Here is a 23,851-nt window from a genome sequence, read left to right as displayed (position 1 = left end):
GCCGGATCGTTCAGGAAGCGGATGCCTCAGGTCGCGAACCCGATGGAGCGGGCCAGATCGGCCAGCGTCGCATCGAACAGGGCATCCGGATTGCCCACCGGCATCGGGTAGTTGCCGAAGACCTCGAGGGTGACGTGCCCGTACAGCCGCGCCCAGAACTGGATCATCAGATAGGTGACACCCAGGTCCAGCTTCTCGGCCGGGAACTTCTGCCCCGATTCGGCGAGCACGGTGAGCAGTTCGGTCTGGAATCCGATGAGGTCTTCACGCAGCGCGTGCGGGATCACATCGGTCGGCGGGGTGACGATGTCGTAGGTGGTCAGCAGCCGGCCCGCGGCCTCGAGGAAGATGCGGCCGAACGGTTCGTCGAATTGCCGCATGGCGCTGGCCGAACCCCCGGCCGGCGAGGCGAAGACGAGCGTGAACTCGTGGGCGTGGGCCAGGGCCCACTGCCGGAACCCCTTGCAGATGGCGAACAACTGGACCATGCCGTCCTCGGGCAGTTCGGCCACCTGTTCGGCGAGCTCCTGGGCCAGGTCGGCGCAGATATCGCTGCGCAGCGCGCCCACCAGATCGTCGCGGGAGGAGTAGTACCGGTACAACGCGGGTGCGGTGATCCCCAGCTCACGCGCGATGGCGCGCAGGGTCACCGCCTCGGGTCCCTGCTCCACCAGGAGCGTGCGAGCCACGCGCCGGATATCGGCGTCGCTGACCGCGGGCATCCGGCCCCGTCGTGCGGCTGTCATGCGTCGTCCTTCGTCGCATGCGCACGGCCCCGACGTCACGGGTACGTCGAGGCCGGTGCGCACACTGTGTCCTGGGCCGCCGGAGACCGGGACGCCGAGGGCGCTGCCCCGGCGGCCGCGGCGCTCACTCGTAGGCGACCTGCCAGCTCTTGATTCCGTTCAACCAGCCCGAGCGTAGCCGGACCGGCTCGGACACCTCACGCAGGTTGGGCATCACGTCGGCGATGGCGTTGAAGATCAGATCCAGCTGCAGCCGGGCCAGGTTGGCGCCGACGCAGTAGTGGGTGCCGGTGCCGCCGAATCCCACGTGCGGGTTCGGGTTTCGCATGATGTCGAATTCGAACGGCTTGTCGAAACGTTCCTCGTCGAAGTTCGCCGAAGAGTAGAACAGCCCGACCCGCTGCCCCTTCTTGATCGGCTGGCCGCCGATTTCGGTGTCCGACAACGCGGTTCGCTGGAACGCGATGACCGGCGTGGCCCAGCGCACGATCTCGTCGGGCGCGGTGCGCGGCCGCTCGGCCTTGTAGAGCTCCCACTGCGCCGGATTGTCCACGAACGCCTTCATGCCGTGGGTGGTGGCGTTGCGGGTGGTCTCGTTACCGGCCACGGCCAGCAGGATGACGAACCAGGCGAACTCCTCCGAACCCAGCGCCTCGCCCTCGATATCGGCGTTGAGCAGCTGGGAGACGATGTCGTCGGCCGGGCATTTGCGCTTCTCCTCGGCGAGGTTCCACGCGTAGCCCATGACCTGGGCGTTGGCCATTTTGTAGCTGTCGGCGTAGTCGGGGTCGTCGTAGCCCATCATCTGGTTGGACCACTCGAACAGCTTCCCGCGATCCTCCTGCGGGACACCGAGCAGTTCGGCGATGGCCTGCAGCGGCAGCTCACAGGCCACCTGCTGGACGAAGTCGCCGCCGCCGGTCTTCTTCGCCTCGTGCACGATCCGCTCGGCGCGCTCGCGCAGCGCGGCTCGCAGGCTCTCCACCGCGCGTGGGGTGAAGCCGCGCGAGATGATGCGGCGCAGCTTGTCGTGCGCCGGCGGATCGGTGTTGACCAGCATGGCGCGCTGGATCTCGATCTCCTCGCGGGTGATCTCGCCGTTGAAGCGGATCACGGCGGTGTTCTCCTGGGTGGAGAAGACCTCGGAGTTCTTCGAGATCTCCTTGATGTCGTCGAGCCGGCTCACCACCCAGTAGCCGCCGTCGTCGAATCCGCTCACTCCGTTGGGCTGGTCGACCCACCACACCGGGGCGGTGCGGCGCAGTTCGGCCCATTCGGCCACGGGCAGGCGCTGCGACAGCAGATCGGGGTCGGTGAAATCGAAATCGTGACTGATGGACGGCAGAGACGGCGCGGACACGGTACCTCCTTTGGAACACGTTCCTATGGAGTGAACCACACCACACCCGTTTTGTGAACACCTATTAGTAAATAATGTTCACGTGCTTGATCCGGCGCGCTAGCAAATCTCCGGCAAGGCGTGTGACCAGCGCGGACAGCGTCCGGGCCGGCTCCGACGCGGGGTCGGGGCCGGCCCGGACGAGCGCTCAATCCAGCTGCAGTTGGGGAGAATACAGCTCCAGCCAGGTATGCAGATCGATGATGCGGTCCAGTCCGGCGCGCACGGCGCTGTCGATACCCGCCGGGTCGAGGGCAACCGCCCGCTGCAGCCACTGCCGGTCGATGAGGTCGAACAGGCGTGAATCGGATTCGGCGAGAACATGTTTCGCCTGCTGCTGCAGCACCGCCTCGTAGCCCGGATCCTGCGTCGACGGATACGGACTCTTGACCCGCCGCACGACCGATTCCGGCAGCACATGCTCGGCCGCATGCCGCAGCAGGCTCTTCTCCCGGCCGTCGAAGGTCTTCAACGACCACGGGGTGTTGTAGACGTACTCGACCAGGCGGTGATCGCAGAACGGCACCCGCACCTCGAGGCCGACCGCCATCGACGCGCGATCCTTGCGGTCGAGCAACGTGCGCACGAACCGGGTCAGGTGCAGGTGGCAGACGGTCCGCATCCGGTGTTCGACCTCGGATTCGCCGTCGAGGTGCTCGACCTCGGCCACCGCCGCGCTGTACTGGTCGGCGACGAACTCCTCGAGCCGCAGCCGTTCACGCAGGGCCGGATTCAGGATCTGCCAGCGGGACTCGCCGGTCAGGGCGCTGTTGAACGCGAGCCACGGAAAGTTGTCCTCCTTCAGCGCCACCTCGTCGTGGAACCAGCGATACCCGCCGAACACCTCGTCGGCAGACTCCCCCGACAGCGCCACGGTCGAGTGCTGCCGGATGGCCGCGAACAGTAGATACAGCGAGGTGTCCATATCGCCGAAACCGACGGGGATGTCGCGGGCGGTGACGACCGCGCGTCGCGCCGCCGGGTCGGCCAGATCCGCCGGATTCAGCATCACATCGCGATGGGCCGAGCGCACCAGCGCGGCCACCTCCCGCACGAACGGCGAATCCGGGGTGTCGCGCATCTCGTCGGGAACGAAGTTCTGCTCCTGGTTGGCGAAATCCACCGAGAACGTGCGCAACTGCTCACCGTCGCGAGCGAGCCGGGCCGCGGCCAGTCCGGTGATCGCGCTCGAGTCCAGTCCGCCCGAGAGCAGCACGCAGCGCGGCACATCGGAGATGAGCTGGCGTTCGACGATATCGGTCAGCAGTTCGCGCACCCGGGCGACGGTCTGTTCCTGGCTGTCGGTGTGCTCGACGGCGTGCAGCCGCCAGTAGGTGCGGGTGCGAATTCCGTTGCGGTCCACCGTGACCAGCGTGCCGGGCAGCACCTCCTCCATGCCCTTCCACAGCGACCAGCCGGGCTGTTTGGTCATGGCGAACAGCTCGCGCAGGCCGTCCAGGTCGACGGTCGCGGCCGCGAGCGGGTTGGCGAGAATGGCCTTCGGCTCGGAGCCGAACAGCACACCGTCAGGGGTCGGGTAGTAGTAGAACGGTTTGATCCCCATCCGGTCGCGCACCATGACCAGCTTCTGCTCGCGCTCGTCCCAGATCGCGAAGGCGTACATGCCGTTGAGGTGGTCGACGACGGACTCACCCCATTGCAGGTAGCCGTGCAACACCACCTCGGTGTCGCTGTCGGTATCGAAGGTGTGCCCGAGTCCGCGCAGCTCCTGGCGCAGTTCACGGAAGTTGTAGGCCTCCCCGGAGTACACCATCGCCACGTCGCCCGCCGGAGTCGGCACGGTCATCGGCTGCGCCCCGCCCGGCAGGTCGATGATGGCGAGTCGCCGATGCCCCAGTGCCGCGTGTGCACGGACGAAGGTGCCTCGCCCGTCCGGCCCGCGACAGGCCATGGTTTCGGTCATCGCATCGATAACCCCCTGCTGCCGGGTGAGGTCCTCGGAGAAGGCCACCCAGCCCGCGATTCCGCACATTCCGCCGCCTCTCAAAGTAGTTAGCTTAGTGAACGATGCGTAAAACCGTTGTAACACAAGGCGTCTCGCGTGCGCCACCACCCGCCCGACTTGTCCGAGCTTGTCCCAACTCGCCGCTTTCGCCCGAATAGTTCTGTTCGTCGGCGGCAGGCGAACCACCGGAAACCGCTCGTCCCGCCGCACCGGACCGCACCGTCCGACCGCGCCACCACCCCTATCGTCACCCCGCCCCCACTACGACTCCCAGCCGGGTTGCCCTCTGGTAGCCCAACGCGCGAACGACAACCGCGGATTCACGGTTTCGACGTCGGCGACGGCCATCACCGAGTTCAGGGCGAGAAAGTCGAAATGCTCTGTTGACGGGGCGATTACAACATCGGCATCGACCGCTCGAACCTGATCGGCGAGCGGTATCCGACTCGTCTCCGGCGCCCACACCAGCCGATAGCCCAGCCGTTCCGCCAGCCGCCGCACCTGAGCGATATCCCAGTCGAGACACGGCGACTCCGGATGCACCCACCCGAGTGCGACCGGGCGCGCATCCCTCACGACCGCCGATCCCGGCGACGCGCCTCGCCACGCAGCGGAAGGCGCACCAGCGCGACAGTCAACACGAGCAACCCCACGGTGAGCAGGAACAACACCCACATCGCACACACCCCTCGCTGTTCGGTTCGGAATCCCGCGGCGCCCGGAACCGAAGCTCCCGCCGCCGGAACTACGGACACATTCGCGCGGACCACGGCCGCCAGGCGACGACGAAAACGGCGTCAATCGGCACACAAACGGGGCGACATTCAGGCGTCATTGCTTTACGGTGGGCGCATGGGAACGCCGAACGTCGCCTTGCGCGCCGCCCGCACGGCACGACTGCTGAGCCAGGACGATCTCGCCCGCATGCTGCGCGAGGCCGGATGCGCCAGCGCGACGAAACGACTCGTTCAGCGATGGGAATCCGGCGCGACCGCCAACCCCCGCCCGTCGCATGCGCGCGCCTTGGAACAGGTGATGCGCCTGCCCATCGAAAGCCTCGGATTCGGCGCGGTGATGGCCGGGCGCAGCCTGTCCGGCGACGACACGGCCGGCCACGAAGTCCACTCGGCCATCGGTGACGTCCCGCGGGAACGCCATCCCGGCCAGGCCGCACCGCAGCCCAATTCCGGCACGTACTCCGGAATCTGGTTGTCCCGGTACGAGTTCTACTCCTCCGGCCGCGAACAGACTTTCACCTCGTCGCACTACGTGGTCGTGCTCCAGCACGAACAGCGGCTCACGGTCCGCAGCCTGCCGAAGTCGGCGGCGGGCACACTCGAACTCGACCTCACCCTCGACGGGCATATCGCGACGGGCACGTGGTCGGAAACCACCGCACCGAGCGGCTACTACAAGGGCGCACGGTATTTCGGGGCGATCCAGCTGCTGTCGGAACTCACCGCCACCCGGCTGGCGGGAAAGTGGGTCGGCTTCGGCAAGAATTTCGACGTGAACGTCGGGCCGTGGGAGCTGGTCCTGCAGGACCGGTCCACATCGAAAGCCACGATCGAGAAATACGATCGCCCACCCCAAAGCGATTGATCCGCAACGGTTCTGGCATATTTCCGGCCCCGCATGCTCGCCCTGCTGGGGCGGGAAAACCGCGCCCACGAACCCGTGTCCGCCGCCGGGACCGAACGTCGATCGGCAGGGAGAACACGGCCTGAGGCGGTGGTGCCGAACTTTTCGCCGCACTGCGCCTGTGCGGCCGCCTATTCCGGCGCGCCTGTAGTCCGTTCCACCCACTCGGCGTAAGTGTCGAGGCACCACGCCACCGGCGTCGCGGTCACTTCAGGACTGTCCCACGGATGCAACTCCTGGATCCGCCCCGCGAGCCGATCCCGCACTGCGGCCGCCGTGCGGAACGTCACCCGCCATTCCTGGCCCTCACCGAGCTCGCCCAGATGCCAGAACACCGACAGCGCCGGCCCGGTAATCTCCGCTCCCGCCGCCAGCCGCTCACCGACCACCGCTCGTGCGATCACCCGCCCATCGTCCTCAGTCGGCGTCGTCGATGTCACTGCCCATACCCGCGCTGCCGCCATGCGGCCACCATATCGGCCGGCTTTGCGCCGCTGACCGATTCACGACGCCGGCCGAGTGCACAACTCGCGGTAACAAAATCATCAGTGGTGATGAAACCGCCCGTCAAATGACCACCATGCCCGGATGACCACAGGATCCTGCGGCAGGTCAGAGGAGCTGAGGGCGGGAAGACCGCGCTGCCCGGATCGGCGCCGGGACCGACCGTCGATCCGCAGGGAGAACACGGTCGTCGGCAGTTGTGCCGAACTTTTCGTGCAAACCTCCACGAGAACGTCCGAAAACGCGCAAGGTCGGTGAGGTTTGCACGATTTGTTCGCCGGTCCACCCCCGATGAGGAAACGTCAGTTCATCGACCGCCGCCAGTCGCCGCGCGCACTGCCCGCGCGGTTTCTCGTCCGAAAGTTTGATTTCGGCGCGCTCATGGGCCGGTATCGTCGGAGGGGAAGTTAGGTTACCCATACTTGTCGTCCCACGAAGCGAGGAAATCAGGATCATGCCGGACGCCACCTCCACCGAGCAGCCCGTGCCGTTCTCCGCGCAGATCCGCTCCGCCACCGCCGAACAGCACGAGCGCGCCGAGAACTCGACCTTCATGAGCGACATGCTGGGCGGTGCCCTGGATGTCAGCGCGTTCTATCGCTACACCGGCCAGCTCTGGCATATCTACCGGGCACTCGAGGCGCACTGGGACACGCTCGCCACCGATCCGGTCGCCGGTCCGTTCATCCGGCCGGAACTCGCGCGCCTGGCGCATCTCGAGAACGATCTGGCACATCTGGGCGGGCCGCAGTGGCGCGACGACATCACCGCCCTGCCCGCCACCGCCGAGTACGCCGCCCGGATCACCGAGTGCGCACTGCACTGGCCGGCGGGATATGTGGCCCACCACTACACCCGCTATCTGGGTGATCTGTCGGGCGGTCAGGTCATTCGCGGCACCGCGGCGAAGCTGTGGCAGCTGCCCAAGCGCGGCGACGGGGTGCGCTTCTACGTCTTCGATCAGATCGCGAATCCGGCCGCGTTCAAGCGCGGCTACCGCACCCTGCTCGACGAACTGGCCGTCGACGACCTGGAGAAGCAGCGGGTGCTCGGCGAGTGCCGGCGCGCCTTCGACCTCAACAGTGCCGTATTCGCCGATCTGGCAAGCGAATTCGCGATCCGCCGCGAAGGCTGAACCCTCCCCGAACGTTCTTGGACAGCCGACCGGAAGGTTGCCGGTCGATAACCAGATGCGTCTCCGAGTTACATCAAAATCGTTGTTACACATACCGATCGGCGCTCCCACGTGGTGACCAGTCCCACACCGCAGGGGAGCGCCGTTCGGTTGCGGGCACAACTCGCCGCCAGCTAAAGTTACTCACCAGTTAGGTACGCAGGGGTTCCTACAGCGACCTCGATTCTGATAGAGGCCGCTTCGTTCAGTCCACATCCACCGATGCATGTCGGACGAACAACGTTGTGCGACAACATGTTCGACACGCAAGGAGGGGTTATGGCCACCTATATCGTGACCGGTGGGACGGGTTTCCTGGGACGACGCGTGGTGGAAGGGCTACTCACCGCCGATACCGACGCAGTGGTGCACGTGCTCGTGCGCGAGGCCTCGGCAGCCAAACTGGCCGAACTCGCGTCTCGATGGAATGCCACCGACCGTGTGTTTCCGCTGATCGGAGACCTGACGGCCGAGGGTCTGGGGCTGGTGGACGAACCGCCGGCCGCACAGCACGTGGTGCATCTGGGCGCGGTCTACGACATGACCGCCGATGAGGAATCCGCTTACGCGGCGAATGTGAACGGCACCCGCGCGGTCATCGCGCTGGCCACCGAACTGGGTGCGATGCTGCACCACGTCTCCTCGGTGGCGGTGGCCGGTGACCATCGCGGCAAATTCTTCGAAGACGATTTCGACCTCGGACAGAATCTCGAATCTCCTTATCACCGAACGAAATTCGCTGCCGAGCGACTGGTCCGCGAAAGCACGGGGCTGCGCTGGCGGGTGTATCGCCCGGCCATCGTGGTCGGCGATTCGCGCACCGGCGAGATGGACAAGATCGACGGTCCGTACTACTTCTTCCCCGCGATCGCGCGGCTGGCCGCACTGCCGGGCGGGCTGCCGCTGCCGCTGCCGGATCTGGGCGCGACCAATATCGTCCCGGTCGACTACGTCGCTCAGGCGATGGTCGAGCTCATCGGGCGTCCGGGGCTGAACAAGCGCACATTCCACCTGGTCAACCCGCGTCCGCAGCCGTTCACCGAGATCTACGGCGCGCTGTCGCGGGCGGCCGGCGCACCCGGTGGCGTGGGCCCGGTTCCGGGCAGCCACACCGCGCTGGCAACGCTGAACCGGCTACCCGGTGTCACCGCGGCGCGCGATTTCCTGTTGAGCCAGTTCGGCATTCCGGCCGAGGTCGCCCCGCATACCTCGTTCGCGTCGGAGTTCGTCTCCGATTCCACCCGGGCGTTGCTGCGTCGCGCCGATCTCGAGGTGCCCGCCTTCGACACCTACGCCGAGAACCTGTGGCGGTACTGGCGCGCCCACCTCGATCCCGACCGGGCACGCCGCCACGGCGGCGGCGACCCGCTGCGCGACCGGATCGTGCTCATCACCGGCGCCTCCTCCGGTATCGGCCTGGCGACCGCGCACGCGGTGGCGCGCCGCGGCGCGACGGTGCTGATGGTGGCGCGCGGGGTCGACGAGCTCGAGGCAGCGGCCGCCCAGGTGCGCGGGCAGGGCGGCGACGCCTACGGCTATCCGTGCGACATCACCGACGAGAAGGCGGTCGAACTGCTGGTCAAGCAGGTGCTCGCCGACCATCGTCATGTCGACTACGTGGTGAACAACGCCGGGCGTTCGATCCGTCGTTCGGTGCTGAACTCCACCGATCGCATGCATGATTTCGAGCGGACGATGGCCGTCAACTACTTCGGCGCGGTGCGGCTGATCCTGGCCCTGCTGCCGGCCATGCGGGAGCGGCGCTTCGGCCACTTCGTCAACATCTCCTCGATCGCGGTGCAGACCAAACTGCCGCGCTTCGCCGCCTACGTGGCGAGCAAATCGGCACTGGACACCTTCAGCGAGATCGCGGCGGTCGAGAACGCCGACGCCGGTATCACCTTCACCTCGGTGCGGATGCCGCTGGTGCGCACTCCGATGATCGCGCCGACCGAGATGTACCGTTCGCTGCCCGTGCACAGTCCCGAACAGGCGGCGGAGATCGTGGTGCGCGCACTCGAGGAGCGGCCCGCGCGCATCGACACTCCGATCGGCACCTTCGCCCAGGTGATCGACACGGTGATGCCCTCGGTGAAGAAAGCCATTCTGCACCAGGGCTTCCGGCGGACCGGCGAATCCGCCGCGGCACGGCACGGCCGCGCCGCAGCCGACGAAACGGCCGAGAGCGGCGGCCGCAGCCCGCTTCTGGCGCTCGCACCGGTGGTGCAGCCGCTGATGGGATTGCCCACCCCCGCGGCTCGTATCGTCAACCGGCTGCCCGGCCTGAACTGGTGATCCGCACCTACCACCGGACCCCGTGTCCGGTGGTAGGTTTCGCCGGTGAAACGCAGGCTTCTGCTCTCCGGCGCGGTCGTCGTCGTCCTCGCGGCGGTGCTGTCGATCGGCACCTACGTTCTGATGAATTCGCGGACCTTCCAGGTCGCCGGCCGCTTGGTCCATCACGTCGACACCACCGCCAAGGTGGTCGCGCTGACCATCGACGACGGCCCGACCGACCGCACCCCCGCGATACTGGAAATGCTTGCCGCCGAACATGTTCCGGCCACCTTCTACCTCGTCGGCCGCGACCTGGCGGCACATCGCGACTACGGGGCACAGATCGCGGCGGCCGGGCACGAGCTCGGTAACCACAGCTACACCCACCGGCGGCTCGTCTTCGTCACCCCGGCCACGGTCCGCGACGAGGTCGAGCGCACCGACGCCGAAATCGGGCGCACCGGATACCACGGCCCGGTGACCTTCCGCCCGCCCTACGGGAAGAAGCTGGTCGCGCTCCCCTGGTATCTGTCCCACCACGACCGCACCACCGTGATGTGGGATGTCGAATCCGATTCCATGGGTGGCGCGAGCACCGATGCCATAGTCTCGGACACGGTGAACCGCGCCCGGCCGGGGTCGATCATTCTGTTGCACGCGATGTACCAGTCGGCCGCGGCGGCAGCGATTCCGCGTATCGTCGCGGAACTCCGTTCGCGCGGTTACGGTTTCGTGACCGTCTCGCAACTGATCGCTGGCGCGAAACCCACCGGAATGTGACCGAACTCCTCGGCCGTTTCGGCCAAAACTAGAACGTGTTCTAATAGTCTGTAGGTATGGAGCGATTGACCGGGCTGGATGCCAGCTTTCTGTACCTGGAGACCGACACCCAACTGCTGCACGTGTGCGCGCTGCTGATTCTCGACCCGCCCGCCGACGGGACCGACTACGAATTCACCGCATTGAAGGAGGAACTGGGCCGCCGCCTGCACCTGATCCCCTCCATGCGCCGCCGCGTCCATCGGGTCCCGTTCGACCTCGACCACCCGGTCTGGGTCACCGACACCGGCTTCGACCTCGACCGCCACGTCCGCCGCCTCGGGCTGCCCTCCCCCGGCGGGCCGAAGGAACTGGCCGAACTGGTCGGCGACATCGCCGCGCAGCCGATGGACCGCGACCGGCCGCTGTGGGAGATGTGGGTGATCGAGGGCCTGGCCGACGACAAGGTCGCCGTGGTCTCGAAATACCATCACGCCGCCGTCGACGGTGTCACCGGCGCCAACATGATGGCGTATCTGTGCGATGCCGAACCGGGCGTGCGCTACCCCGATCCACCGGCCGAGATCCACTCGGAGGCCGACGAGCCCAACGATCTGGTCCTCGCCGCCGAGGGGCTGGTGCGGATGCCGGCGAAACTCGGCGTGGTCGGCATGGTGCCGAAGACACTGGGCAAGCTGGGCGGGATGGTGCAGCGCCGGCGCGCCGACAAACAGGGCATGGCATTGCCGTTCACCGCGCCGCGCACGCCGTTCAACCGCACCATCACCCGCCATCGCAGCGTCGCCTTCACCACGGCCCCGCTCGCCGATATCAAGGAGATCCGGGCGGCGTTCGGCGCGAAGATCAACGACGTGGTCCTCACCGTCATCGCGGGGGCGCTTCGGCAATATCTGAGCGAACACGACGAACTGCCGGACACCTCACTGATCGCCTCGGTGCCCGTCTCCACCCACGAGACGACGCGACACGAACGCGGTGTCAACAAGGTGTCGACGCTGTTCGCCCAGCTCTACACCGATATCGAGGATCCGGTGGAACGGCTGCGGCTCATCGCGGAGGGCAACGTCGGCGCGAAGGAGGAACACGAAGTCCTGGGTGCGGACTTCCTGCAGGATTGGGCCGAATACGCCCCGCCGAACACGTTCCGGATCGCGGTGCGCGCCTATTCGTCGTTCAAACTCGCCGAACGGCATCCGGTGGTGCACAACTTGGTGATCTCCAACGTTCCCGGGCCACAGCAGCCGCTGTACTTCCTCGGCCACCGCATCGACTCGCTGTTCCCGTTCGGCCCGGTATTCCACGGCGCGGGCCTCAACGTCACGGTGCTGTCGGCCAACGGCGATCTCGATTTCGGCTTCATCGCCTGCCGTGAACTGGTCCCCGATATCGACCGGATGGCCGATGCCGTGCACGACAACATCTCCGCGCTGTTGAAGGCGGCACAGGCCCAGCGCTGAGCGCCTCAGCTCTCCCGCCGAGCGGCCACCGCCGCGCAGGCCTCGAGGAGCACAGGGACAAAGGCGTCCGCCTCGAGTACGCAGGCCGCATGCCCGGCCGGGACGAGGAAAATCTCCGCCCCGGCGATCATTTTCGCCATCTCCAGCTGCCGATAGACCGGCAGCGCGCGGTCGTGTGTCGTGATCACCACGCCCGTGGGCACATCCAGGCTCGACAACCACGGCGAGGAATCGAAGCGGCCCAATTCGGCGATCGCCTGAGTCATCGCCCACCCGCTGGTGGTGCGCAGCTCCGCCAGCGCCCATCGATCCATTCGTCCTGTCTCCCAGGATATTTCGGGCATAATCGGCAGCTTGGTCGCCGCCTCCGCCACCCGGCGCCCGGCCGTCTCGGTCATCACCCCGGCCAGCAGGGCCATACCGCCGTGGAACAGCCGCTCCCGCCACTTCTCCCGGAACCGGTAGGTCGTCGCGCACAACACCAGGCCGCCGACGAGGTCCGGACGCCGGTGCGCGACCGACTGGGCGACGATGCCGCCCATGGAGTACCCCGCCAGGATCGGCCGCTGCACGCCGGTCAGCTCCGCGACCGCGACGACGTCGTCGGCCAGATCGTCCAGATCGAAACGCGGCGAACGGATTCCGTGCCCGTGCCAGCGCTGGTCGAACAGCACCACCCGATAGCGCTCGGACAACTCCGCCAGGGCCGGGAACCAGTTCAGCATCGCCGTGGTCACCAGGCCGTGCAACAGGATCACCGTCGGTGCGCCCTCGGGCCCGGGGATGTCGACCAGATAGGTCCGCCCGCGCCCGGGCAGATCCACCATCCGGCCCGCGGGCACCGAGGTCGTGCGCGATACGCGGGTGCCGAAACGCCCGCCGGCCGCCCCGCGACCGCTACCCGCCGTCTGCCGCTCCGCCGCCATCGCAACCTCCTGCATCGCCGGCCCGGTCATGAATTAGAACACGTTCCAATTCGATGGTACCGGGTGCCGCACATCCACCGGGGCGGTCAGCGGGATCCGGGCAGCAGCACAGCCGCCCCGGCGAACCGGCCGTGTGCCAGATCGGCCAGCGCCCGGTCGGCGGATTCGAGCGGATAAGGGTTGATGCGAACCTGCATCCGGTGCTGGGCGCAGAATTCCAGAAATTCCCGCCCGTCCGCGCGGGTGTTGGCGGTGACCGAACGGATCTCACGTTCCTGGAACAGATGGCGCTGATAATTCAGCGCCGGAATGTCGGTGAGGTGGATACCAGCGATCGACAGCACACCGCCACGATCCAGCCCCTCCAGCGCGGGCAGCACGAGATCACCGACCGGCGCGAACAGGATCGCCGAATCCAGCGGCACCGGCGGCGGATCGGCCGCCCCTTGCGCCGACGCCGCACCCAGCGCCAGGGCCAACTCCCGCGCGGTGGCGTCACGAGTCATCACGTGCACCTCGGCGCCCTGAGCCAGGGCGACCTGCGCGGCCAGGTGCGCACTGCCACCGAACCCGTAGATGCCGAGCCGTCCCCCTTTCGGCAGCGACGCCCGCCGCAGCGCCCGGTAGCCGATGATGCCCGCGCAGAGCAGTGGGGCCAACTCCGCATCGGCGTACCCGGAAGGCAGCGGATACACGTAATCGGCAGGCGCCGTGGCATATTCGGCATAACCACCGTCGGCGTCCCATCCGGTGTAGTGCGAATTCGGGCACAGATTCTCCGCGCCGCGACGGCAGTACGCACACACCCCGCACGTGCTGCGCAACCACGCGATCCCGACCCGATCACCCGGCGCGACAGCCGTCGCTGCTTCGCCCACCGCGACCACCTCCCCCACGACCTCGTGACCGGGCACCACCCGAGGCCGGCGTACCGGCAGATCGCCCTCGGCGACATGCAGATCGGTACGGCAGACCCCGCAGGCCAGCACCCGCACCAGCACCTCGCCCGCGGCCGGCTCCGGAATCGGGATCCGGGTGCGGACCGGCGGGGACTCGTCGATCGGGCCGGGCCGCACCACCTGCCAGGCGGCCATCGTCGCAGGGTTCATCGCACTCCTTCCGACACCGGAACGCCCGCGCCACGGCGGGAAGATCGATGGTAGTCGCGCGCACGGACAAACCTGGCACATCCGGCCGCCGAGGCGGACATAAGCACGGGAACGCGACGTTGATAGCGTCGCTGAGTGCCCGCGCCGTCGACCACCTTCACGCTGCCCATCGGGCGGGTGCACGCGATCGTCGACCTGGCGCGCCGCCGCGGATGGGACACCGGGGAACTGCTCGCCGAAGCCGGGATCGCGCCGCAACTGCTCGAGCAGGGACGCGCCCGCGTCACCGTCGGACAAGCCGTGCACCTGGTGCAGCAACTGTGGCGCAGCACCGACGACGAACTACTCGGATTGGGCCGTCATCCGATGCCGCGCGGCACCTTCCGGCTGGTGTGCTTCGCCCTGCTCGGTTCGCGCGATATCGCCGCCGCACTGCACCGGTTCCGGATGTTCCAGAAGGCCCTGCCGGGATTTCCGCCGCTGCGGCTGAGCACCGATGACCAGGAGGCGCGAATCGCGTTCGACCTCACCGAGATCCGCCATCCGCACAGCCTGATCATCGACACCATGCTGATGGTCGTCTACCGCTTTCTGGACTGGTCGGTGGGCGGGTCGCTGCGACTGCTGCGCGTCGAAGTCCCCTATCCGCCCAACGATCTCGACGACTACGACCTGATCTTCGATGCGCCGGTACGGTTTTCGGCACCGCATCCGGCCCTGGTGTTCGATTCCGCCGTTCTGACCGCACCGCTCGTGCGCGACGAGGACGATCTGCTGCGCTTCCTGCGCAACGCACCCGAGGCCGTGATCGGCCGCGGCGACGATGCTGTGTCCACAGCGACGCGGGTGCGCCGGGTCCTGGAACGCGGCGGACCACGGCACTGGCCCGGAGTCGAGCAGATCGCCACCGAACTCGCCGTCAGCCCCGCGACACTGCGCCGCAAACTGAGCGACGAGCACACCTCACCCAGCCGCATCCGCGAACAGATCCTGCGCGATGCCGCGATCGCGGCCCTGGTCCGCGGCGAGACGGTGACAGCGGTCTCGCGACGGCTCGGCTTCTCCGAACCCAGCGCCTTCTCCCGCGCCTTCCGGCGCTGGACCGGCAGCTCTCCCGGCTCCTACCGCGGCACCGCCGCACCCTGAGCGATCCGGTCACAAGATCGAGCGCTGCGGTCATTGGCCTGCGCGCGGCGCGCTCCTACCTTGGCGAACGAACACTGTATTCGACCAGAGGAGTTTCCCCGTGCCGGTGCATCGGTCCCCGTGGATGGACGAAGATCTCGACGCGCTCACCGATTTGGCGCGCCGATTCTTCGAGAAGGAATGCGCACCGAACGAGGATCGCTGGGGACGCCAGCACCACGTCGACCGCGAAATCTGGAATCGCGCAGGCGAATTGGGCCTGCTGTGCATCTCCATCCCCGAGGAGTACGGCGGTGGCGGCGGCACCTTCGCCCACGAGGCCGTGATCGCGATCGAGCAGACCCGGGCCATGGCGCCCAGCCTCGGCAATCCGGTGCACTCCACCATCGTCGCGCACTACATCAACGCCTACGGCACCGAGGACCAGAAGCGGGCGTGGCTGCCGAAGATGGCCTCCGGCGAGATCGTCGCCGCCATCGCCATGACCGAACCGGGCACCGGCTCCGACCTGCAAGCCATCCGCACCCGGGCCGTCGCCGACGGTGACCACTACGTCATCGACGGCGCCAAGACCTTCATCTCCAACGGCCTGCTCGCCGATCTGGTGATCGTCGCCGCCAAGACCTCCGAAGGCAAAGGCGCGGAATCGGTGTCGCTGATCGCCGTCGAAACCGACCGCGACGGCTTCCGGCGCGGCCGCAACCTCGAGAAGGTCGGCCAGCACGGCCAGGACACCTGCGAACTGTTCTTCGACGGCGTGCGCGTGCCGAAGACCAACCTCCTGGGCGCCACCGAGGGCACCGGCTTCATCCAGCTCATGCAGCAACTCCCCCAGGAACGTCTGATCCTGGCCGTCGCCGCCGCGGCGGCGATCGAGAAGACCGTCGAGATGACCGTCGCCTACACCAAGGAGCGCCAAGCCTTCGGCAAACCCATCTTCAACTTCCAGAACACCCAGTTCACCCTCGCCGAATGCGACACCATCGCCTCGGTCGCCTGGGCCTTCCTCGACGACTGCGTCGCCAAACACCTCCGCGGCCAACTCGACATCCCCACCGCCGCCAAAGCGAAATGGTGGCTGACCGAACAGCAGTGCCGCGTCGCCGACGAATGCCTGCAGTTGTTCGGCGGGTACGGGTATATGGCGGAGTATCCGATCTCACGGGTGTTCACGGATGCGCGGATTCAGAAGATCTATGGCGGGACGAACGAGATCATGAAGCTCATTATCGGGCGTAGCTTGTAGATCGCCTGGTGAGAGGCTGTTTTCGGCGTCAGGACGCGGCGGCGCTCCCGTATTCCTCCCGTCCGTCGTCGAAATCCACCTCAGATGACGAACAGCTGCACCGGAATCGAGGCGATCAACCCCGCCGGCGGCCGGGCGATATTCATGCGGTGCTGCAACCGTCCGAACGACGGAATTCCGGCGGGCAACTCCGGAGCGACGACCTCCCCGTCGATCACGAACCACCGACCGGCCGCGATGTCGGCCAGCGCGGCGGTCAGCTCGGGAAACGACGCGCTGGCTTCCCGACCGTTACGCGAATACAGTCTGGCCTCACCATCGCCGATGACGTGATGGCGCGCATGCCGTCCCATTTCATCTCGACCGCCGACAGATCCGAGTTCTCCGGCGGCCGCCCCGCGGTCGCCAGCATCGGCGCCGGCACGCGTCCCACCAACTCGAACGTACTCACAGCAACATCGCAGACGTCTCGACGCGCGCGACGTTCTCGAAAAGCTGGAAGACCACCAGATCAAACGGCTGCCGGTCATCGAGAACAAACGGCTGGTCGGCATGATCAGCGAAGCCGACATCGCCCGGCATCCGCACGACGAAGAAATCGCAGAATACGTAGAACGGGTGTCCGCGCGCGGCTGATCGCGCCGTGACAGCGAGACAGCGCCGCCACTCTCGCAACCGTACTGTTGTCTGCCCGCCCCGATGGCAGACCCATCCCCGGGCATAGGCACTGACAGCGGTTTCCTCGGGTGCGTTCGCGTGTATCGGAGCCGGAGGCCGATACCGCAACCGATACGAATATTTGTGTGTATCTGCCTATTTCGCGGTTCGCACGATCATGACCGGGCACGGCGCTGTCTGGGCAACGGCGGCACTGGTCGAGCCCAACAGCATGCCGCTGAATCCGCCGCGACCGTGGCTACCGACCACGAGGAGTTGGGCGTTGTCGGCCTCGTCCAGTAGCGAGCGAACCGGACTGTGATACACCAATGCACGCCGTACCTCGACATCGGGATACCGTTCGGCGTACCCGGCCAGATTCTCGGCCAGGACGGCATCTTCGGAGTCGCGGACCTGGACCCAACCCTCGATTGTGAAGTGCAATTTAGCACTGATGTCGCTCCAGGCATGCAACGCGACCACGCCGACCTTCCGCCGCGACGCTTCCTCGAAAGCGATTTCAAGGGCAGCCACGCTGTTGTCCGTGCCGTCGACCCCGACGAGGACGGGTTGGGCAGCTGTCACCGGATCGGTCGCCGACATGGTGTGCACGATAGTAACGGGACAGTGGGCATGCCGGATGACCGCCGAGGCCACCGAGCCCAGCAGTCCACGCCGAATCGCGCCGAGCCCGCGGCTTCCCACGGCGAGCACCAGCGCATGACGAGAGCGTTCGATCAGGTATTCGATGATGGGTTCGCCGGTCACCTCGGTGGTGATCTTCGGCGTCTGCGCCGGAGCCGCCAGCCGAGCGATGCGGCGAGCCTCGACGAGGATGCGTTCACCGTCGCGGTGCAACCAACTCACGGCGTCGTCGGTGATGATGGGCGTCGGTTCCGGTCCGGCGACAATGGCTGCCGAGGTGACCAGATGGAGGCGGCGTCCGTGCATGGCCGCTTCGGTCGCGGCCCACGCCGCGGCGTGATATCCGACCGCCGAGCCGTCGACGGCGGCGAGCACCGGTGCGTCGACGTGTTGCCGTGGCCGTCCGGTGTGGTCGCTCATGTGGCTCCTCGATGATCGATGATGTGCGGCCGGCCGCGACCCGCCCCGGCGTCCGCCGGAACGGGCACGCGCTCACGTCGGTCAATCCCCGGACTTGACGTCCACCTTCTCCCTTTCTCCTCCCGGGATTCGCCGCGCTCGGCTTTGATGGTGAGCAGTCCACTGTGCACCGAGACCTCGACGTCTTTCGCGGGGTCGACGCCCGGAATCTCTGCCCGCACCACGTAATGGCCGTCGTCGAGAGAATCCTCGACCCGCAGCATGTGGGCTCCGAACATCGGAGAAAGCCCGGGCGTCAGGGAATTCCACCAGTCGGTGAAGTCCGGTGGAAGCGACCCTGGACGGTGGGCAGGAAGCCGACTCATGATCACTCCTCGGGAGAACTGAGCGTTTCCGACATCGTCGATTCCACTGCCCATCGCGTCCGACAGGTAGGGCATCGGGTCGATGCGAGAAGTGACCGAAGTCCACAGCGAGGGCAAGGCAGGAACGCGGCAGTCGGGCGCTCTACCGGCACAGCGGGCCGGCCCTGACGTACTGATGCAGGCGGATCTTCTCATGCCGTCGGGCACTCGAGGTTGTTCAACGCGACCGAGGTGTCCTACGGTCGTAGATGATCACGAGTCGTTTCCAGATACCCGGCTATCTTCAGGTGGCGCAGATGGGAACAACCGGGTCGACGCCCGGATCGAGGCCGTCGTCGAGGATCACACCGCAGCTGGTTGCCAGTTGGCGTTCGGAACTGACCAGTGGCGAGGATGTCATCGATCCCGAGACCTTCGCCGGCACCATCCCCCAGACCCACGGCGTTGCGCCGAGAATCCGCGTCGGCCGCGACAGATGGTTCAACCTGCTGTGGCTGCTGCCGATCGGGTTCGTCGGACTGGTCGCAGCCGTGGCGATCGCGCAGGGACTTCGCGATGTCGCCGCAGTTCAGCAGTTCATCGCGCGCCACCCAGGCACCGTCATCGACAACCCGCAGCAAACCACCGGCATGCCGGCCTGGTTGCGGTGGCAGCATTTTTTCAATCTGTTCCTGATGATCTTCATTATTCGGTCAGGCGTTCAAATTCTGACCGACCACCCTCGCCTGTACTGGACTCGCCACTGCACACCGGGCAAGGATTGGTTCCGATTCCAGCAGCCGGTACCGCCGGACCCGCTGTGGACGGCGAAACAGGACTCGGTCAGCCTGCCGCAGCAGCTCGGACTGCCCGGATTGCGGCACTCGATCGGTCTCGCACGCTGGTGGCATCTCGGCATCGACAGCCTGTGGTTGCTCAACGGAATCATTTTCTACGTCTTCCTCTTCACCACCGGTCAATGGCGCAAAGTGGTGCCCACCAGCTGGGAGGTATTTCCCAACGCGGTGTCCGTGCTCATTCAATATCTGTCGCTGGACTGGCCGACCGAACAAGGATGGGTCGCCTACAACGGTCTGCAGCAGATAGCGTATTTCCTGACCGTCTTCGTCGCGGCCCCGGCCGCTCTGATCTCCGGGCTGGGAATGTCACCCGCTTTGTCGACCCGTCTCCGGTGGATCAGCCGTCCGCTGAGTATTCAGAGCGCACGGTCACTGCATTTCTTGGTGATGGTGTGGTTCTTGCTTTTCATCGTCGTTCACGTGACGCTGGTTTTCACGACCGGCGCTCTGCGCAACCTCAACCACATCTACGCCGGTAGCGACGACACCTCTTGGCTGGGGTTCTCGATCTTCGCGGTGTCGATGGCCGTGGTCGTCGTGGGGTGGGTGGCCGCGACTCCACTGACATTGCGCCATCCGCGCCTGATCCAGCGGGTGGGAGACGCACTGGTCGGGCCGGCGCAACGCCTGTTCGAGCATCTGGATTCCGCACCCGGCGAATACAGCGAGAAGGACATATCACCCTACTTTTGGCACAACGGGCACTACCCTGACTCGCCCGAATATCGCGCACTGTTCGACAGCGAATTCGCCGGCTACCGGCTGCGGGTGCACGGCCTTGTCGACAACCCGGTCGAATTGAGTCTCGACCAACTGCGCGCGATGCCGCGTCATGAGCAGATCACCCAGCACTTCTGCATTCAGGGCTGGTCCGGCGTCGCCAAGTGGGGTGGCGTGTCCATGGCATCGATCCTGGAAGTGGTCCGTCCTCGGCCGGAGGCCAAATGGGCGGTGTTCTACTCCCTCGGCGATGGCCCCGAAAAGGGTCGCTACTACGATGCTCACCCGATCGAGCAGATGAGCTACCGGCTGACCATGCTCGCATTCGACATGAACGGAGAACCATTGAGTTTCGGCCACGGCGCACCACTGCGGCTACGCAACGAAACGCAACTCGGATTCAAACAAGTCAAATGGATCCAAGGCGTCGAATTCGTCGCCGACTTCAACGACATCGGAGGCGGCTACGGCGGATACAACGAAGACCACGAGTTCTTCGGCTACAGACAATCGATCTGACTTGCTGCTCAAATCTCGAAACGTTGCCCGGCACCTCCGAACGACCTACGGCGAGACCGAGCGGTTCTCCATTGTGGTAACCAGTCAGGTCATACCGATCGGATCAGAGTCTGACGACAACGGAAGGACGGGTTCGGTGGAGAAATTCTCATTGGATGCCCTCGCTCGCGAACAGTTGGAACGTGCCAAGTCGGCGTCGGCACGGCGCAGCGCCGCGACGGTGTACGGCGGCCACGAACATCGGCTGCGTCAAACCGTAATCGCCCTGACAGCGGGCACGTCGATGGCTGAGCACGAAAACCCGGGCGAGGCAACCATGTTCGTGTTGCGGGGCCGGGTGCGGCTGCACAGCCAGGGTACGGAGTGGGAAGGCCGCAGCGGCGATCTGATCGTCGTGCCGACGGCACGGCACGGGCTCGAAGCTGTCGAGGACAGCGCAGTGCTCCTCACTGTCGTGAAGTAGCCGCCGACCCGACCGGACCGGCTCGACATCGGTCACCACGGCCCGTACGGGGCGCCGCAGCCGACGATCGGCGATCTGCGGCTCCCCCCTCGACGCCACACGCTGTTCCACACGCACACATCCAACCCCGAGGGGTAAAGGATCCTGCGTTACCACACCGGATACTGACAGTTCCTTAGCAGCGCACAGCCCTGTGTCGAGTTATACGTTCCCGCCGAGTACGAGTAGGGCCCTTCCGTCGGGAACCGCGGATTTGCTGATAGTCCCGGTCGGAACGGGCGACTCTCGAAAGCCGGACGCTGTGCCCAGGGCCGCACCAGCCAGGCATCCGCGGGGTGCTTCGGCGAAGAACCGCGACCACGGGCGGGGGTCACCTGGTATTGCCGGCGACCACTGCCCAGAAGGTGGCGCGGTCTATGGCGTCGAAGTCCCAATCCTCAGCCAGGGCATACAAGGTATCCACGATGCGGGGCACATCGAAGTCGGAGGCTCGTGCGCAGCCGGTGGACTCGACGAGTCCGATCACGTACTTGGTGGCAACTTCCATCGTGAACATGCGGTCTCCAGATCAGTGCCACGCGAATATGAGCGTCCGCGTGTAGTTGTGCCCCGACCTGGCGAGTCGATTTGTCCGACCCACCAACACACGCTCTCTGCTCCGCCGCGGCGAAGCGCCGCAGGATGGAACGAAAGAACATGCGCCCCACATTTTTACAGCACACCCGGGACGTGTAGGCGACATCAGCGACAATATGGACTGCGCCTTGCGAGCGGTGGGCACCGTCATCGAATGGCGTCGGCGGGCGGATCGCTGCCGGATTTTCTGGGGAATCGAGTGTCCGCTCCCGGCGGTGCGATGGCGCGGCTTGCGAGTTGCGAAGCCGCGCGGTCGAATTCACTTCGCAGGCTGCGCTGGGTGGCAGTGCGCAGTTCGGCGAGGAAAGTATCCAGTAGATCACCACTGCGAGGCGCTCGGTCGGTCCGGACCGCGAGTACTCGTCCCGGACCGATCCCGACGTCGATCGTGCCCTGACCGGGCTCGGTCGGTGGCTGTGTACCGCTTGCTGCTTCGAGTGACCAGCCTGCAGGTGTGGAGCGGAGCACGGCCACCGAGGTCAGTGCGAAGGCACCGCGGATCGTGTCGACAGAGACCGACAGGTCGTCCTGGTGAACGAGGGTGTCGGCGCACAGCCGGGCCACATTGCGCGCCTCCGCCGTGCTGCGAGCTGCTCGCAGCCCCTGCCGGGTCAGCAGGTCCACCAGCCCGCCGACCACGATTGCGACGCCACCGAAGGTGATCAGCGCGATCAAGTCGACCCAGTCGGCGACTCGGAAGGTGTGCACGGGGGCGGTGAAAAAGTAGTCCGCCAAAAGCACCGACAGCGCGGTTGCCAACAGTGCGGGCATGACGCCACCGAGTAGAGCCGCGCCGACCACACCGAACAGATCGCACAACAGCGCTCCGCCGAGCCCGATCGACGACCGCACCGGCGCCAGCGCAAGGGTGATCGCGACCGGCGCCACTATCGCGACCACCCAGGCAGCTACCCGCCGCGGGACGGGCAGCTGCGGGGGCCACAGAGCAGGGATACGGCGAGGATATGCCCGGTGTTCGTGTCGGCCTCTGCGGGCCGGAATGACGTGAACTTCCACGGATCCGGCCGTCCGGATCGTCTTGTTGATCACCGACCCGTGCAGCAGTTCCTCCAGCCGAGAGCGACGGGATGCACCGAGCACGAGCTGGTGCGCGCCGCTGTCGCGAGCGAATTCGAGCACCGTGGCGGCCACGTCGATGCCCGCCACCTCGGTGAACCGGCCCCCGAGCCGGCTCAGCAGTTGTCGTTGGCCTGCCAGCCACGCCGGATCGGGGCTGTCGAGCCCACTGGGTTCGCGCACATGCACCCCGAGCAGCGGCGCGCCGAGGGAATCCGCGATTCGCGCGGCTCGCCGCAACACATGCTCCGCCTCCGGATCACCGGTGAGGGCGACCAACACCCCGTCGAGCGCCGGAGCAGCCGGTGCCTGCGGGCGAGGCGATGAGTCTCGGGGGCGGCCGTGGTCCCGCAGCCACTGACCGGCCACTTCTCGCAGGGCGGCCAGCCGGTCGGCGGTGAAATAGCCGGTGAGCAGTTGCCCGGTGGTGCCGCGCAGTACGCCGCCTTCCGCGATGCGGGATTGCAACTGTTCCGGGGAGATGTCGATGAAGTCGATGCGGTCCGCGGAAGCGACAACACTGTCCGGCACGGTTTCCCGGGTGGTGACGCCAGTCATTGCTTCGACCTTGTCGGCGAGGCTGTCGATATGCGCGATATTCATCGCTGTCACGACGTCGATTCCGGCGTCGATCAATTCCGCCACGTCTTCCCATCGCTGTTCGTGGCGGCTGCCCGGCACACAGCTGTGTGCCAGTTCATCGACCAACACGGCCGCAGGTTGCCGGGCGAGCACGGCATCGACGTCGAGTTCCTCGAACTCGCTGCCCCCGTGCAGGATCCGCCGGGGCGGCACCTGACCAATACCGCGCAGCAGGGCCTCGGTGTCGTGTCGAGCATGCGTTTCGGCGAGACCGATCACGGTGTCGACGCCCTGGTCGACCAGTCGGTGCCCCTCGGTCAGCATGGCGTAGGTTTTGCCCACTCCGGGTGCGATGCCCAGATAGATGCGCAATCGGCCACGGTGCCGGTGCGCCGGACCGCGGGAAGAAACATCGTTCATGGCTCAGCTCTTTCGCGCCGAAGCTGCTTCGCCGGTCGCGGGATCTCGCTGCATCGGCTGCGTGTGTCACGGTAGAACCGAGGCATAGCCGTGATGAAGTGGCCAAGGTCATCGACTGTGGCGACGTCGGGCGCTGT

Annotated in this window: 22 protein-coding genes; 10 read left to right on the top strand and 12 right to left on the bottom strand. The window is 66.4% G+C overall.

Annotation, left to right across the window (positions count from 1 at the left end; genetic code table 11):
• Positions 1–26: 26 nt before the first annotated feature.
• The 4 genes from NA3_RS19220 to NA3_RS19205 form a co-directional block, all read right to left on the bottom strand.
• Complete coding sequence (locus tag NA3_RS19220; RefSeq protein WP_062965032.1) at positions 27–746, bottom strand: TetR/AcrR family transcriptional regulator; 720 nt, start codon at positions 744–746, stop codon at positions 27–29.
• 124 nt (positions 747–870) lie between these two features.
• The gene (locus NA3_RS19215; protein WP_062965031.1) at positions 871–2,106 is read right to left on the bottom strand and encodes a cytochrome P450; all 1,236 of its coding nucleotides are present in this window, start codon (positions 2,104–2,106) and stop codon (positions 871–873) included.
• A gap of 187 nt (positions 2,107–2,293) precedes the next feature.
• A complete protein-coding gene (gene asnB / locus NA3_RS19210) occupies positions 2,294–4,138 on the bottom strand; it encodes an asparagine synthase (glutamine-hydrolyzing) (protein WP_062965030.1) in 1,845 nt (614 codons plus the stop codon).
• Between the two features lie 234 nt (positions 4,139–4,372).
• Positions 4,373–4,687, bottom strand: a complete 315-nt coding sequence (locus NA3_RS19205; protein ID WP_062965029.1) for a hypothetical protein — start codon at positions 4,685–4,687, stop codon at positions 4,373–4,375.
• A 276-nt stretch (positions 4,688–4,963) separates the two neighbouring features.
• Here NA3_RS19205 and NA3_RS19200 point away from each other — a divergent pair, with 276 nt between their 5' ends.
• Positions 4,964–5,713: a helix-turn-helix domain-containing protein gene (locus NA3_RS19200; protein WP_062965028.1), complete on the top strand. Its 750-nt coding sequence runs from the start codon at positions 4,964–4,966 to the stop codon at positions 5,711–5,713.
• A 170-nt stretch (positions 5,714–5,883) separates the two neighbouring features.
• On the opposite strand, the gene cutA is transcribed toward NA3_RS19200, so the two are convergent.
• Positions 5,884–6,216 (bottom strand): divalent-cation tolerance protein CutA, encoded by a 333-nt coding sequence (cutA, locus tag NA3_RS19195; RefSeq protein ID WP_062965027.1) that lies wholly within the window; start codon positions 6,214–6,216, stop codon positions 5,884–5,886.
• 494 nt (positions 6,217–6,710) lie between these two features.
• Here cutA and NA3_RS19190 point away from each other — a divergent pair, with 494 nt between their 5' ends.
• The 4 genes from NA3_RS19190 (at position 6,711) to NA3_RS19175 (ending at position 11,944) form a co-directional block, all read left to right on the top strand.
• Positions 6,711–7,391 (top strand): biliverdin-producing heme oxygenase, encoded by a 681-nt coding sequence (locus NA3_RS19190; protein ID WP_062965026.1) that lies wholly within the window; start codon positions 6,711–6,713, stop codon positions 7,389–7,391.
• A gap of 318 nt (positions 7,392–7,709) precedes the next feature.
• Positions 7,710–9,725, top strand: a complete 2,016-nt coding sequence (locus tag NA3_RS19185) for an SDR family oxidoreductase (RefSeq protein ID WP_062965025.1) — start codon at positions 7,710–7,712, stop codon at positions 9,723–9,725.
• A 45-nt stretch (positions 9,726–9,770) separates the two neighbouring features.
• The gene (locus NA3_RS19180; RefSeq protein WP_062965024.1) at positions 9,771–10,487 is read left to right on the top strand and encodes a polysaccharide deacetylase family protein; all 717 of its coding nucleotides are present in this window, start codon (positions 9,771–9,773) and stop codon (positions 10,485–10,487) included.
• A 56-nt stretch (positions 10,488–10,543) separates the two neighbouring features.
• Entirely contained in the window at positions 10,544–11,944 is a 1,401-nt protein-coding gene (locus tag NA3_RS19175; RefSeq protein ID WP_062965023.1) for a WS/DGAT/MGAT family O-acyltransferase, read from the top strand.
• Between the two features lie 5 nt (positions 11,945–11,949).
• Here the strand turns inward: NA3_RS19175 and NA3_RS19170 are convergent, their stop codons facing one another.
• Positions 11,950–12,870: an alpha/beta fold hydrolase gene (locus tag NA3_RS19170; protein WP_084491737.1), complete on the bottom strand. Its 921-nt coding sequence runs from the start codon at positions 12,868–12,870 to the stop codon at positions 11,950–11,952.
• Between the two features lie 86 nt (positions 12,871–12,956).
• Complete coding sequence (locus NA3_RS19165) at positions 12,957–13,964, bottom strand: zinc-binding alcohol dehydrogenase family protein (RefSeq protein ID WP_062965022.1); 1,008 nt, start codon at positions 13,962–13,964, stop codon at positions 12,957–12,959.
• Positions 13,965–14,114: 150 nt separating this feature from the next.
• On the opposite strand from NA3_RS19165, the gene NA3_RS19160 reads away from it, so the two are divergent.
• Both NA3_RS19160 and NA3_RS19155 read left to right on the top strand, forming a co-directional pair.
• Positions 14,115–15,125: an AraC family transcriptional regulator gene (locus NA3_RS19160; protein WP_062965021.1), complete on the top strand. Its 1,011-nt coding sequence runs from the start codon at positions 14,115–14,117 to the stop codon at positions 15,123–15,125.
• 124 nt (positions 15,126–15,249) lie between these two features.
• Positions 15,250–16,371: an acyl-CoA dehydrogenase family protein gene (locus NA3_RS19155; protein ID WP_062965020.1), complete on the top strand. Its 1,122-nt coding sequence runs from the start codon at positions 15,250–15,252 to the stop codon at positions 16,369–16,371.
• Between the two features lie 80 nt (positions 16,372–16,451).
• On the opposite strand, the gene NA3_RS37700 is transcribed toward NA3_RS19155, so the two are convergent.
• Positions 16,452–16,724, bottom strand: coding sequence for an ATP-dependent DNA ligase (locus NA3_RS37700; RefSeq protein WP_062965019.1), 273 nt, complete (start codon positions 16,722–16,724; stop codon positions 16,452–16,454).
• Between NA3_RS37700 and NA3_RS39285 the strand changes: the two genes are divergently transcribed.
• Positions 16,723–17,007, top strand: coding sequence for a CBS domain-containing protein (locus NA3_RS39285; RefSeq protein ID WP_084491682.1), 285 nt, complete (start codon positions 16,723–16,725; stop codon positions 17,005–17,007). The genes NA3_RS37700 and NA3_RS39285 overlap by 2 nt on opposite strands.
• Before the next feature lie 177 nt (positions 17,008–17,184).
• Here NA3_RS39285 and NA3_RS19145 read toward each other — a convergent pair whose 3' ends face one another.
• Both NA3_RS19145 and NA3_RS19140 read right to left on the bottom strand, forming a co-directional pair.
• Positions 17,185–18,093, bottom strand: coding sequence for a universal stress protein (locus NA3_RS19145; protein ID WP_062965018.1), 909 nt, complete (start codon positions 18,091–18,093; stop codon positions 17,185–17,187).
• Entirely contained in the window at positions 18,090–18,356 is a 267-nt protein-coding gene (locus tag NA3_RS19140) for an Hsp20/alpha crystallin family protein (protein ID WP_233427308.1), read from the bottom strand. Before NA3_RS19140 ends, NA3_RS19145 begins: the two co-directional genes overlap by 4 nt.
• A gap of 398 nt (positions 18,357–18,754) precedes the next feature.
• Here NA3_RS19140 and NA3_RS19135 point away from each other — a divergent pair, with 398 nt between their 5' ends.
• Together NA3_RS19135 and NA3_RS19130 are read left to right on the top strand one after the other, a co-directional pair.
• Positions 18,755–20,536: a molybdopterin-dependent oxidoreductase gene (locus tag NA3_RS19135; RefSeq protein ID WP_084491736.1), complete on the top strand. Its 1,782-nt coding sequence runs from the start codon at positions 18,755–18,757 to the stop codon at positions 20,534–20,536.
• Between the two features lie 136 nt (positions 20,537–20,672).
• On the top strand, positions 20,673–20,999 hold the full coding sequence (locus NA3_RS19130; protein ID WP_062965016.1) for a cupin domain-containing protein: 327 nt from the start codon (positions 20,673–20,675) through the stop codon (positions 20,997–20,999).
• A 370-nt stretch (positions 21,000–21,369) separates the two neighbouring features.
• Here the strand turns inward: NA3_RS19130 and NA3_RS19125 are convergent, their stop codons facing one another.
• Together NA3_RS19125 and NA3_RS19120 are read right to left on the bottom strand one after the other, a co-directional pair.
• The gene (locus NA3_RS19125; RefSeq protein ID WP_062965015.1) at positions 21,370–21,555 is read right to left on the bottom strand and encodes a hypothetical protein; all 186 of its coding nucleotides are present in this window, start codon (positions 21,553–21,555) and stop codon (positions 21,370–21,372) included.
• A 227-nt stretch (positions 21,556–21,782) separates the two neighbouring features.
• Positions 21,783–23,714 carry a sensor histidine kinase gene (locus NA3_RS19120; RefSeq protein WP_062965014.1) on the bottom strand — a complete coding sequence of 644 codons (1,932 nt, stop codon included), beginning with the start codon at positions 23,712–23,714 and terminating at the stop codon, positions 21,783–21,785.
• Positions 23,715–23,851 lie beyond the last annotated feature (137 nt).

It is taken from the genome of Nocardia africana NBRC 100379, from assembly GCF_001612635.1.
In the GTDB taxonomy this organism is placed as follows: Bacteria; Actinomycetota; Actinomycetes; order Mycobacteriales; family Mycobacteriaceae; genus Nocardia; species Nocardia africana.
The sequence above is the reverse complement of the archived record's forward strand: the minus strand, read 5'-3'. Positions and strand labels throughout refer to the sequence as shown.

Bases quoted from the DNA above. Each gene is read 5' to 3' on its own strand.
- NA3_RS19220 (WP_062965032.1), bottom strand. From the start codon at position 746: ATGACAGCCGCACGACGGGGCCGGATGCCCGCGGTCAGCGACGCCGAT.
- asnB (WP_062965030.1), bottom strand. From the start codon at position 4,138: ATGTGCGGAATCGCGGGCTGGGTGGCCTTCTCCGAGGACCTCACCCGG.
- NA3_RS19200 (WP_062965028.1), top strand. From the start codon at position 4,964: ATGGGAACGCCGAACGTCGCCTTGCGCGCCGCCCGCACGGCACGACTG.
- cutA (WP_062965027.1), bottom strand. From the start codon at position 6,216: ATGGCGGCAGCGCGGGTATGGGCAGTGACATCGACGACGCCGACTGAG.
- NA3_RS19190 (WP_062965026.1), top strand. From the start codon at position 6,711: ATGCCGGACGCCACCTCCACCGAGCAGCCCGTGCCGTTCTCCGCGCAG.
- NA3_RS19185 (WP_062965025.1), top strand. From the start codon at position 7,710: ATGGCCACCTATATCGTGACCGGTGGGACGGGTTTCCTGGGACGACGC.
- NA3_RS19175 (WP_062965023.1), top strand. From the start codon at position 10,544: ATGGAGCGATTGACCGGGCTGGATGCCAGCTTTCTGTACCTGGAGACC.
- NA3_RS19170 (WP_084491737.1), bottom strand. From the start codon at position 12,870: ATGGCGGCGGAGCGGCAGACGGCGGGTAGCGGTCGCGGGGCGGCCGGC.
- NA3_RS19165 (WP_062965022.1), bottom strand. From the start codon at position 13,964: ATGGCCGCCTGGCAGGTGGTGCGGCCCGGCCCGATCGACGAGTCCCCG.
- NA3_RS19155 (WP_062965020.1), top strand. From the start codon at position 15,250: ATGGACGAAGATCTCGACGCGCTCACCGATTTGGCGCGCCGATTCTTC.
- NA3_RS37700 (WP_062965019.1), bottom strand. From the start codon at position 16,724: ATGGGACGGCATGCGCGCCATCACGTCATCGGCGATGGTGAGGCCAGA.
- NA3_RS19145 (WP_062965018.1), bottom strand. From the start codon at position 18,093: ATGAGCGACCACACCGGACGGCCACGGCAACACGTCGACGCACCGGTG.
- NA3_RS19140 (WP_233427308.1), bottom strand. From the start codon at position 18,356: ATGCTGCGGGTCGAGGATTCTCTCGACGACGGCCATTACGTGGTGCGG.
- NA3_RS19135 (WP_084491736.1), top strand. From the start codon at position 18,755: ATGGGAACAACCGGGTCGACGCCCGGATCGAGGCCGTCGTCGAGGATC.
- NA3_RS19125 (WP_062965015.1), bottom strand. From the start codon at position 21,555: ATGTTCACGATGGAAGTTGCCACCAAGTACGTGATCGGACTCGTCGAG.
- NA3_RS19120 (WP_062965014.1), bottom strand. From the start codon at position 23,714: ATGAACGATGTTTCTTCCCGCGGTCCGGCGCACCGGCACCGTGGCCGA.